The organism is Paenibacillus sp. OV219 (assembly GCF_900110075.1).
Taxonomy (GTDB): Bacteria; Bacillota; Bacilli; order Paenibacillales; family Paenibacillaceae; genus Paenibacillus_Z.
This window is the reverse complement of sequence record NZ_FOCJ01000001.1, coordinates 1,186,981-1,199,044: the sequence shown is the minus strand read 5'-3', so window position 1 is coordinate 1,199,044 and position 12,064 is coordinate 1,186,981. Positions and strand designations below refer to the sequence as shown.

The following is a 12,064-nucleotide window of genomic DNA, read 5'->3' as shown; positions in this document are numbered from 1 at the left end:
AAAAGCCAATCAGGGCGTCCTGGTTGGCTTTTTTTCATTGTCAATGCCATTATCATGAAGTTTTTCTCACGAGATTCTAACAAATGCAGCCTATCATGCGGATTCACTGGACTTCCGTCCACATTGGAAAGTAGTGGCAAGACAAGCCGTGCTATAGTGTTCTCTGGTCAAGACGACAACACGGTATAAGCCAACTACTACTATTCATTGCAGGAGGATGACATCATGAATACGAAATTGACGACCAAAACTACATACCGGATCGGCAAGAAACTGCTCGGCGTTACGCTCAGTGTAGCAATCGCATGCTCAGCAGGATTGCTGCTCAAACCACAGACGACACATGCTTCTACGGCATCGGACACGCGGCTCGTAAATAATATTATTTCAACTGGCAAACACTATCTAGGCGTACCTTATAAATTCGGTGCCAAATCGGGCATCACAAGCTCTTTCGACTGCTCCTCGTTCACTCAATATATATTCAAGAAGAATGGAATTACACTTCCACGTTCTTCGCGTGATCAATCTCGCGCAGGTACGTTTGTGTCCAAGAGCAATCTGAAGGCTGGCGATCTCATTTTCTCTGATACGAACCGTGACGGCATCATTAATCATGTGAGCCTCTACATCGGGAACGGCAAAGTACTGCAAACGTATCGTGTTGGCATTGGCGTAACGATCTCAACGTTCAAAGGCAGTATCTGGGACAAGACGTACAAAACAGCACGCCGAGTTATCTAATTTCATAAAAGCCAACCTTCGCGTGCAGCGCTTCTTCAATAAGAAGTGCTGCACGTTTTTGCTGTTGCTGTGGGCAAGCGTACTAACTGGGTTACATGCTGATCCATACACTAGTTGTTAAGAGGAAAACCAGCCTCTACCGCTGTAAGGAGGCCTGATTATGAAACTGGATATCGGCTGTGGATCGAATAAGCAGCCGGGCTATTATGGCATTGACCGCACGGCGCTGCCTGGCGTGAACCTTGTCAGCGATCTAAATTCAGAAATTCCGTTTCCAGACAATTCGGTTGAGCTTATACTTGTCAGCCGCATGCTAGCTTATGCGAACGATCTAAACTACGCGATGGGCGAGCTCTATCGCGTGAGTACGCATGGCGCAATTATCTGTCTACTCTGCCCCTATGCTCATAATTTCAGATACAGCTCGAATCCGTATTTGAAGAGCCGCTTTGATGAACATACGCCGCGTTACTTAACGACCGTGTTCCGCGATCCCCCTGGCAGCCCGCCATGTCCGCAGCTTGTTCCCTATCAGTATTTTCCGCCGCCTCCCTATGATTTTCGTCTGCTGCGAATGGAGCTCTTCTATAATCAGACCTATCAAACCTCGCTTTACGAACCGGAAGAGCTTGAATTGCTGAAGGAATTGCAAGCAAATGTCGTGGATGAGATTATGTATCATTACGTCGTTGTGAAAGCTCCAATGATGGAGAACGAATGGCTGACTCTGTGTGAACAATCCTTACCTGAACCGTATGCCGCTACTTTGCTTCGTAGCATACCTCCATTTTAAGGCGCATATGTTCAGTTAGTGTGCACATTGCTGTACTCATATGCTTGTTCATTGTAAGGGGGTGAGCAGCATTGCACTAGTCGTTCGAGCTCAGTTTAATGCCACAGGATCCATTACTTTTACTGGTAATACGCTCGGTCTTAGCCGTTCTGACACAGTAGGCGTTCCCGGTACACAAGATAGCATCGGCGCGTTCGTGACAACGGATACCTCTGTCCGAGTCGGGACTTACCCATTCGGCACGACGAGCAATTATTTGCTGAACAATGCGGATGCCATTCTCGTCATTCCTGCCGGAAGTACGGTTCTCTACGCGGAGCTAATCTGGGGCGGAACCTATGTTGTGCCGGGCGTTAACCTGTCAGCCGCTATTAACAATCCTGTCAATCTCAAACTCCCTAACAGCACCACGTTCAGCGTATCTCCGGATGCGGCAACGGCGAACAACTTCGACTTGGGGAGCGGCGCGCTCGGTTATACGCGCACAGCGAATGTCACCTCGCAAATTTCACAAGGCGGCGCAGGCACCTATAATGTAGGAGCTGTCGTGGGAACCGCAACGGTAACAGACCCGACTGCAAATCATGCGGGATGGACACTTGCAGTTATTTATGGAAATCCTACGCTTCCCTTCCGCAACATGTCGCTGCGTGTAGGTGCCGTACTCATCCAATCGACCTCAGCGCCGGTTGTGACGACAATTACTGGCTTTGCGACACCTACATCAGGAGCACTCAGCGGCCGGGCGCTATTTAGCGGGCAAGAAGGCGATGCGAACCGTACTGGCGACCAGGCGTTGTTCGGGCCAAGCTCTGGCACACAGGTCGCATTGTCAGGTACGAACAATTTCGCTAACAACTTCTTTGCATCACAGATTAACAACGACTCCGGGGCACTCAATACGACCGGTACGTTCGGCACGCGCAACCAGACGAACGGAGCGCCAGGAACGAATATCATCGGCGGCCGTCAAGGCTGGGATATTACGAATGTCGACGTTTCAGCAAGGCTGATCAATAACCAATCGTCTGCCGTTCTTACACTAACAACGTCAGGCGATGCGTATGTCGTTAACGCGAATGCGCTGCAAATCAATATTAACGCCCCTGTCGTCTCCCTTACGAAGAGTGCGAATGTAGCTGGTACCGTCATTAACGATCAAGTCACATACACCGTGACAGTCAACAATACCGGTACTGCTAATGCATCGAACGTCGTTGTCACCGATGCTCTGCCAGCAGGCTCTGCCTTCGTCGCAGGAAGTGTAGTGCTAGCAGGCGTAGCTAAGCCGACTTTCGACATAACGGCAGGTGTTCCGATTGGTACTCTTGCGCTGAACAGCTCGGTTACTCTTACATACAAAGCGAGAATTACCTCTCTTCCGAGTCCACCTACCGTCAATAACACCGCAAACGCTGCTTTTACGTTCCAAAGTGTCGCCGGCGGCGATACCATCACTGGCGTAATTCCGTCCAATACGGTTTCTACGCCGGTCTATTCTCCTGTGCTGAATCTGATTAAATCAGCTAATACGTCGAATGCCGCTATAGGGACGACGGTCACGTATACGATACTCGTCAACAACTCTGGTAGCATCGGCGCAACAACAACGCTAACCGATAATATACCGACAGGCAGTACGCTTGTTCCGAACAGCGTAACCGTGAACAGTGTGACACAGCCAGTCGCGAATCCAGCAGTAGGCTTCCCGATTGGGACTGTCGCCGTGGGCACAACGACAACGGTGACATTCCAGGTCGTCGTTAACTCCCTCCCGTCTCCGCCGCAGCTGACGGACCAAGCGACGTCCACATACACGTATTCTCCACCGGACGGCCGGGTATTGAGCGGCTCCGCTGCATCCAACACGTTAACGATTCCGGTCTCAGTGCCGAACGTCACCGCATCGAAGAGCTCGAACCGAACAGCGACTACAGTTGGCGATACGATTACGTTCTCAACAGTCGTTGCAAACAGCGGCGTAGCGCCTGTAACCAATGTCGTCTTCAATGACCCGATTCCGACAGGCACAAGCTTTGTTGCAGGCTCAGTCACGGTAGGCGGCACTCCGGTAACCGGAGCCAACCCTGCGAGCGGGATATCGCTTGGCACCATTAACAACGGTACATCCGTGACCGTCGCATTCCAGCTGCTCGTCACATCATTGCCGAACCCGGCTCAAATTACGAACCGAGCTTCGATCTCTTATAACTCTGGCACGTTCAACGGTATTTCCTTATCGAATACGATCAACGTGCCGGTCTACCAACCGATTATTAGCGCATCCAAATCCGCGAATTTCACCCAAGCGACAGTCGGCGACACGATTACGTACACGTTCTCGATACCGAATACTGGCAATATCAATGCACAGCTCACATTAACAGATTCGCTTCCTGCAGGGACCACTTATGTGGCAAACAGCATCACCGTTAATGGATCGCCGCGCCCTGGTGCGACGCCGCAGACCGGCATCCCGGTAGGCACTGTCGCTGCTGGCGCAACGGTAACCGTCATTTTTCAAGTCTTATTACAGACGCTTCCTAATCCGCCGAGTCTTTCCAATCAGGCAACTTTCGCATATACGTACACGCTCCCGGATTCTCGGGTAATGAACGGCAGCGGCAGCTCAAACCGCGTCACGATTCCGGCTTCTGCCCCGAATGTGAACGTAAGCAAAAGCATCAGTGAACCGGAAGCCGCCGTCGGAGATGAAATCACTTACACCATTGTCGTCACCAATAACGGTATAGAAGCGGTTAGTCAAGTTATCGTTTCTGACCCCATCCCTGTTGGGACGATCTTCGAATCAGGCAGCGTCCTAATTGGGGGTGTACCTGCGCCTAGTGCCAACCCAGCATCTGGGGTTGCCGTTGGCTCGATCGCGGCTGGAGCTTCTAAAACCGTTTCGTTCAAGGTCATTGCCGTGTCCCTGCCAACGCCCGCGCAATTCTCCAATCGGGCAGCTGTCAGCTTCACCTCCGGAGCATTCACAGGTTCATCGTTCTCGAATACGATTACGATTCCGGTTTATCAGCCAATTATTTCGATCACGAAGAGCGCGAACACTTCAGCAGCTACACTCGGTGATTTGGTCGTCTATACCTTGCAGGTCAGCAATAATGGCAATATTGCCGCGAACATGACGCTTAGCGACAATATTCCTTCGGGCTGTTCCTTTGTCGCGAACTCGGTCATCCTTAATGGCGTGCCACAGCCAGGAAGCGATCCATCGGCAGGCTTCCCGATCTTTACAGTACCTCCTTTTGGCATCAGTACCGTCACGTTCGAGGTATCCGTTGATACGCTGCCTTCTCCGCAGCAACTTGTTAACAGTGCAAGCGGCACGTATACGTACACGCTGCCAGGCGGGCGTATCTTGAATGGTGAAGTGAGCTCGAATACCGTATCCATCCCGGTTTCAGCGCCGAACTTGTCCGTCGTACTCAGCACTACTGCGCCAGACGTCATCACCGGCGACACGATTACGTATACAGGCGTCGTTACGAACAACGGCATTACGAACGTTAACAATGTCATCTTCGTTGGGCCGAGCATTCCAGGAACGACCTTCGTAGCTGGCAGTGTCACCGTGAATGGAGTAGCAGTTCCCCAGGCGGATGCGACCGCCGGCATCCCGATCGGTGCGCTTGGCCCTGGCGCCTTTGCGACCGTGACCTACGAGGTGAAGTTAATCATGCCTGTGTCCGATCAAATCGTTAACCAGTCGACCGTCAGCTTTACGTCCGGCAGCTTCTCGAGCACGTCGTCGTCCAATGTCGTAACGACGCCCGTTACCCAACCGGAAATTAGCGTCATCAAAACCGCCAACACGTCAAACGCACAAGTCGGCGACACGGTCACCTTCACAATCGCAGTGAGCAATACCGGCAATTTGCCGGCGAGCGTCATCGTAACCGATACGATACCTCCATCATCTACTTATGTCCAGAACAGCGTCATCGTGAACGGCCTGCCGCAACCGAGCTCCACCCCGACAGGCGGCATCGATGCCGGTACGGTGAACCCTGGCGGCACATCCTACGTCATGTTCTCAGTCGTCATCGATACGCTTCCAAATCCACAGCAGCTCGTCAACCAAGCAACCGCGACTTATACGTTCACGCCGCCTGATGGCCGGACGATTACTCTCTCGAAGTTGTCTAACACCTTATCGATTTCGGTATCCTCACCGAACGTAACCGTAGGTAAGAGCTCTACGCAAACTGCCGTATCGATTGGCGACATCATTCCTTACACGATCCTCGTCTCGAATAACGGGATTGCGCCGGTAACGAATACCGTCTTCATCGATGGCATTCCAAGCGGTACTCAGCTCGTCGCCGGCTCTGTGACAGTTAACGGCGTCGTCGTGCCGAACGCGAATCCTGCTGCCGGCGTTACCATCGGTACGGTTCCGAACGGAACAACCGCCACTGTCACTTTCTCCTTGCTTGTTACGAGCGTGCCGACACCGGCGTTTATATCGAACCAAGCATCCGTCTCCTATACATCAGGCGCCTTCTCTAGCTCCTCTTTCTCCAATGGCGTGGATATTCCGGTGTACCAACCGGTCATCTCCGTCGTCAAAAGCGCCAATACAACGAATGCAACCGTCGGCTTGATGGTTGCGTATACGCTTGCTGTCACGAACTCCGGCAACTATGCCGCGGCCGTCACACTAACGGATACGACGCTTGCACCGCAGCTGTCCTTTGTGCCAAACAGCGTCATCGTCGGCGGCCAGCCGCAAGCGGGTTCCGATCCAGCAACGGGTATCCCCGTAGGCGTTGTGTTCCCGAACACGACGGTAAACGTGACGTTCTCGGCCATTATTACTTCGCTTCCGCCATCGCAGCAACTGACCAACCAAGCAACTGCCGCGTTCAGCTATACGTTACCGGATAACCGAACGCTCAGCGGCTCAGTGCTATCAAACTCATTAACGTATGCGGTATCCGCTCCGGATGTTGATGTCGTCAAGAGCGCTACGCTGACAGCTTCAACGATCGGCGATACGCAGGTTTATTCGATCACGGTTATGAACAGTGGGATTGCGCCGGTCGACAATGTGATCTTCTCTGATCCGATTCCTGCGGGCACCTCGTTTGTATCCGGCAGCATAACCGTTGATGGGGTACCGCGTCCGGATGCCAACCCGGCTGCCGGCTTCTCGCTCGGCTCCATCGGAGCAGGCGTGACAGTGACGGTCACATTCAGCGTGACCATCACATCCGTCCCGAACGAACAGCTCGTCAGCAATCGTTCCTCTGTGAGCTTCACATCCGGCATTTTCTCAGCTGTCACGTTCTCCAATACCGTTACGACACCTGTGTATCAGCCCGTCATTAATCTTGAGAAAAGCTCAAGTACCGTTACTGGCAGTGTCGGCAGCACGATTAACTACAACATCGTTACAACGAACAGCGGCAATTATCCGGCCGTCGTTACGATTAGCGACCCGATACCGGCAGGCACATCGTTCGTGCCGAATACGGTAGTCGTGAATGGCCTTCCGCAAGCAGGCGCCGACCCAACAGCCGGATTCAGCATCGGCACTGTCGCTGCTGGAGCGAGCGTCACTGCAACTTTCACCCTGCTAATCAATACACTGCCGCCTAATCAGCAACTGACGAACCAGGCAACTGCCAACTATATATTTACACTTCCGGATAACCGTTCATTCGCGCGTACGTCGCTCTCCAATACACTCAATGTTCCGGTCACATCACCGAATATCAGCCTCGTGAAAAGCACCGTTGCTACGGACGCTGTCATTGGAGATAACGTAACCTATTCGATCTTGGTGACCAATACGAGCATCGCGAACTTAAACAGCGCCGTTCTCACCGATACAGTTCCTGTCGGCACGACGTTCGTGCCGGGCAGTGTAGTGGTCGGCGGCGTCCCTCGTCCAGGAGCCGACCCCGCTCTTGGTATCACGCTTGGCAGCATCACACCGAGCAATTCGGTCACCGTTACGTTCGTGGTCACCGTCAATACTCTGCCTGTCAGCGGCCTAATTAGCAATCAGGCATTGGTCAGCTTTACATCCGGCGCCTTCTCGGGTACGGGAAGCTCTAATATCGTTACAACCCCTGTTTATAACCCGATCATCGCCGTTCTGAAGACCGCGAACACCGCGAATGCAACCGTCGGGGATACAATCACATATTCGATGGATGTTACGAACACAGGTAACCTTGCCGCAACGGTCACTCTCTTCGATCAGATTCCAACCGGAGCCGATTTCGTGCCGAACAGCGTCACAGTCGGCGGCGTTCCTCAACCAGGCGCCGATCCAACAACAGGCATTAATGTCGGTGTCGTTGCTGCAGGAGCGACCGTCCATGTTCTCGTGACACTGAACGTCACTGTAGATGCACTCCCATCGCCGCAGCAGTTGGTCAATACGGCGACCGCGAACTATAGCTTCTCTCCGCCTGACGGCCGTTTGCTCAGCGGTACGGTGCAATCGAACACGGTTGTCATTCCGGTATCGTCTCCAAACGTGTCGGTTGTGAAGAGCAGCAATGCGATCGACGCCGTCGTCGGCGATACGATCACGTATACGATCACGGCTACGAACAACGGCATCTCGCCGGTGAACAATGTTACACTCGTCGACCCGATTCCTGCAGGCGCCAGCTTTATCGCAGGCAGCGTAACGGTCAACGGTTCCCCTCGGACGGCAGATAGTCCGAATACAGGTATCCAAATCGGCACCATTGCGGCTGGTGCAGTCGCAACGGTAACATTCCAGGTGTTGGTCGTATGATGGCAGATCCAGGTCCACCGCTCACTATTACGAATCAGTCCGTCGTTACGTTCTCGGACGGCAGCTCGACATCGTTCTCCTATTCCAACACGGTCAATACAATGGTGAACGGTCCGAACTTCACACTCGAGCTGAGTACAACTTCCACACAAGCTAGCTTAGGTCTGCCAATTACGTATCAAATTACGCTGCGAAACAGCGGCAATCGTTCGGGCAATGTAACGATCTATGATATCTTGCCACCCGGTACAACATTTGTCGCGAACTCGATTATTGTGAATGGGGCGCCGATCCCCGGCATAACGCCGGAGGACGGCATTCCAGTCGGGGATGTCTTTCCAGGAGATACCGTAACGGTGTTGTTCCAGCTGCTGCTCGTCTCGGTCCCGCCGTCGGGTCAACTGGATAATACAGCGACCGCGGATTATTTCTTTATTACGAAGGATGATCGGACAATTACCGGCTCTGTCAGCTCGAACGCTGTATCACTGACAGTCACGGTTCTCGATGTTACCATCAGCAAAAGCGTCAATTCGGCCTTCACCTTTGTCGGCGATATGCTCACCTATTCCGTAACGATTGCCAACATCGGCTCTGAGACGCTTCGTCAATCTGTACTTATAGATCCACTGCCTGTCGGAATGTCTTTTGTGCAAGGGAGCGTCACCATTGATGGTGTACGCTCCCCATCCTCTTCTCCAATAACCGGGATTGGGCTAGGCAACATCCTGCCAAGTATCACCGTACAAGTGCAATTCAAAGCTATTGTACTTGAAGGGTCGGTCGGTACACTTCTGACGAACGAGGCTACGCTTCGCTTCAAGCTTGGGATATTCGATCAGTCAATTACTTCAGATCCGGTGACGACGATCATTTCCGGTCCAGCGCTGTCCGTCACCAAATCCGCGAACGTCGCGCAAGCAACTGTCGGCGATACGGTCCGATATAGCATTACGATCTATAACGGAGGCACGACTGCCGCAGATGTGATCGTCCGCGACGCCATTCCAGCAGGCACTCTATTCGTGCAGGGGAGTGCAGTCGTTAATGGACGGCCGCTTCCGGCCGCTAACCCGGATAACGGCATCGCGCTTGGATCACTCGGTCCTGGTCATCTGTTCGACCTTTCTTTTCAAGTAACAGTGACCCGATCTGTACTTAGTCCAGCCAGGAACGAGCTCGTTAACCGTGCGAAGGTTGAATACAGCTACCGATTGCCAAATGGAGTCATCGTGAGCGAAGCCGTGTTCACAAACACTGTACTTGTCGCACTCATTCTCCCCGTTATCGTGGCCGATCTTGCTGCTGCGCCGCCTGTTGTCGTTCCGGGCGAGCTTATCGCTGTAACCGTGCGTATTACGAATACAGGCAATTATCCCGCTGCTGTTACTTTGTATGATCTCATTCCAAGTGAAACATCGCTCGATGGGCTTGTTATCTATGTAAATGGACGCGAAGTGTCCGTTATTCCAGGTGAAGGTGTCTTCATTGGCATACTCGATCCAGGCGCAACTGTCGTCATTACCTATCGACTCCGTCTCTCCGATCATCCGTTTCAGAGCCGCATTCGGTTCCGTGTCCGCGCCGTATTGTCGTACGAGGTGAATGGAACCTTAGTTACCAACACCGTTTATTCGAACGAAGTCGCCATTATTATTGAGACACATGATGAGTAGCGGCGTTACATTAAAAGAAGGCTCTCCACCTCAGTGCGTATATATCATAGCACTGTAAGTGAAGAGCCTTTATTATTTGAGTACGATCCACATTACATCGTATTGTAAAAATGCTAACTTCTATCGGTACACATACGGATCCTTAGGCTTCGGAATCGCTTTCCATTCCGTCACGGTCAGCTCGGGAATCGTCTGCTTGAACGGCTGATAGAATGTCCAATTCAGCTTACCGGTAACATGCACCCAATCATCGTCTTGGAAGCTGGCGTCAGTTGGGAAATTGACGAGCATTCCGAACACGCCGGAATCCGCAACACAGTGTATGAACCCAAACCGGAATACAAAGTAATGATTGCCTTCCACCTGCTCGCCTTTATAGATGAAGCCGTCGAAGCTGACCGTCCGACCCGTGAACGTAGTCGGGAAGTTGTAGATCGACTCGAGTCCTTTTAGAAAATTGACGTCATTCAGCTCTACATCCTTCATCTGCTTGAACTCTTCAAGCTCCTCCTTGGACACCTTCGCATAACCTTGTTTGCCGTAGAAGACACTTGTGTCCGGCTTCAGAAACTGGTGAAAGCCAGGGTTGTCCGCAGATGCGTCGAAGTTCGGGAATGAGAATCCCTTCGCTTTCACGAAGCTGGAGTCTAGTGTCTGAACAGGCAAGAAGAAGCCGGTTATGAGCGGAAAGATCAAAATGCCATAGCCGAGATACCTCTTCCACCGAATCGGCTCATCATGAGAATGCCCGTGGTGATCATGATCGTGGTGCGCATGCGAATGCCCGTGGTGATGGTGTTCGTTCCCATGGTGGTGGGCATGTCCTACATGCTCATGCTCATGCTCATGCTCATGGTGAATATGGTCATGGTCAGCATGAGAATCATGCCCCTGCCCTTCATCGCTTTCCTCAACTCCAAGAAGCTCTTTCGTCTTACGCCGATTCGCCTCCCTCTCGAGCACATACAATCGAACAAACTCGAAGACGAACAATATGCCGAGCAGCACAATCGCACTCTCTGACAGATAAGCATATTTCGTGTTAATGTATTTGTTCAAATTGCCGTTCAAATGCATCATCAGGAATAAGCAGGAGAATCCCGCCAAAATATAGAGACGAATCATCCGAACAGCCTCCCTACCAGCAATGATGTGCCTAGTGTACACGCTGCGACAAGTGCAATGAGCACGATTACGAAACGCCCTTTAAACACGCCAAGCAGCATAAGTGTATTCTTAATGTCAATCATTGGGCCGAAGACGAGAAAAGCAGACAATGCGCCGACCGAGAACGTACTACGGAACGATGACGCGATGAAGGCATCCGCTTCCGAGCAGAGCGACATGACGAAAGCAAGACCAATCATGACGAGCGAGGCTGTCACCGGATTGCTGCCCATATGCATGAGCGAAGAAGTTGGAATGAACGTCTGCATCGATGCCGCGATGAATGCTCCAAGCACCAAATATTTGCCCACGGAGAAGAATTCCTCTATTGCGTGCAGCATGACATCGTACAGCCGCCTTTGAAGCGGCTCACGCAATCCATCATTTGCGAACCGAGCAGAAGAAGCATCGCCAGCGCCAGCAGCCGTCTCCATAATGGCAGCTTCATGAAGCCTCATCGGAAGCTTCGGATACAGGTACGAGATGACAATTGCCGTCACATAAGCGACAACAACGGCAGAACCCCCGCGTATAAGCACCATCCGCCAATCGTTTCCGAACGCGATGTAGGTAGCGAATAAGACGACCGGATTAATAATGGGTCCAGTCAGCATGAAAGCGATGCCTGCATGAAGCGGGACGCCTTTGCGAATGAGTCGCCTCGTGATGGGTACGATCCCGCACTCGCAAGCGGGGAAGAAAAGTCCGACACCGCACCCTAGCAGCGACGCGAGATATCGATTCTGCGGGAGAAGCCGTGCGATCCACCGTTCTGATAGAAACGTTTGAATAAGTCCTGACACAATGACACCAAGCAGAATGAATGGAATGGCTTCCATAATCATGCTTAGAAAGATCGTATTCAGCTGAAGAAAAGTAACCACGAAGTCCCTCCACATCAATAGG

Annotated in this window: 6 protein-coding genes; 4 read left to right on the top strand and 2 right to left on the bottom strand. The window is 52.1% G+C overall.

All coding sequences use genetic code 11. The features are described 5' to 3' along the window. Positions 1 to 225: 225 nt before the first annotated feature. The 4 genes from BMY11_RS05355 to BMY11_RS05340 all read left to right on the top strand — a co-directional run bounded on the left by BMY11_RS05355 (position 226) and on the right by BMY11_RS05340 (position 9,991). Positions 226 to 744: a C40 family peptidase gene (locus BMY11_RS05355; RefSeq protein ID WP_090573392.1), complete on the top strand. Its 519-nt coding sequence runs from the start codon at positions 226 to 228 to the stop codon at positions 742 to 744. Positions 745 to 904: 160 nt separating this feature from the next. Continuing rightward, positions 905 to 1,537: a methyltransferase domain-containing protein gene (locus BMY11_RS05350; RefSeq protein ID WP_090573391.1), complete on the top strand. Its 633-nt coding sequence runs from the start codon at positions 905 to 907 to the stop codon at positions 1,535 to 1,537. Positions 1,538 to 1,598: 61 nt separating this feature from the next. Continuing rightward, positions 1,599 to 8,315, top strand: coding sequence for a DUF11 domain-containing protein (locus BMY11_RS05345; RefSeq protein WP_090573390.1), 6,717 nt, complete (start codon positions 1,599 to 1,601; stop codon positions 8,313 to 8,315). Continuing rightward, positions 8,312 to 9,991: a COG1361 family protein gene (locus tag BMY11_RS05340; protein ID WP_090573389.1), complete on the top strand. Its 1,680-nt coding sequence runs from the start codon at positions 8,312 to 8,314 to the stop codon at positions 9,989 to 9,991. Before BMY11_RS05345 ends, BMY11_RS05340 begins: the two co-directional genes overlap by 4 nt. Before the next feature lie 120 nt (positions 9,992 to 10,111). On the opposite strand, the gene BMY11_RS05335 is transcribed toward BMY11_RS05340, so the two are convergent. After that, positions 10,112 to 11,116, bottom strand: a complete 1,005-nt coding sequence (locus BMY11_RS05335) for a TIGR03943 family putative permease subunit (protein ID WP_090573388.1) — start codon at positions 11,114 to 11,116, stop codon at positions 10,112 to 10,114. Then, positions 11,113 to 12,057 (bottom strand): permease, encoded by a 945-nt coding sequence (locus BMY11_RS05330; RefSeq protein ID WP_090573387.1) that lies wholly within the window; start codon positions 12,055 to 12,057, stop codon positions 11,113 to 11,115. The genes BMY11_RS05335 and BMY11_RS05330 overlap by 4 nt, the downstream gene beginning before the upstream one ends. Positions 12,058 to 12,064: the final 7 nt, after the last annotated feature.

What these genes read in the sequence shown, in the direction of transcription:
- BMY11_RS05350 (WP_090573391.1), top strand. Translation starts at nt 905, where the DNA reads ATGAAACTGGATATCGGCTGTGGATCGAATAAGCAGCCGGGCTATTAT.
- BMY11_RS05330 (WP_090573387.1), bottom strand. Translation starts at nt 12,057, where the DNA reads ATGTGGAGGGACTTCGTGGTTACTTTTCTTCAGCTGAATACGATCTTT.
- BMY11_RS05355 (WP_090573392.1), top strand. Translation starts at nt 226, where the DNA reads ATGAATACGAAATTGACGACCAAAACTACATACCGGATCGGCAAGAAA.
- BMY11_RS05335 (WP_090573388.1), bottom strand. Translation starts at nt 11,116, where the DNA reads ATGATTCGTCTCTATATTTTGGCGGGATTCTCCTGCTTATTCCTGATG.
- BMY11_RS05340 (WP_090573389.1), top strand. Translation starts at nt 8,312, where the DNA reads ATGATGGCAGATCCAGGTCCACCGCTCACTATTACGAATCAGTCCGTC.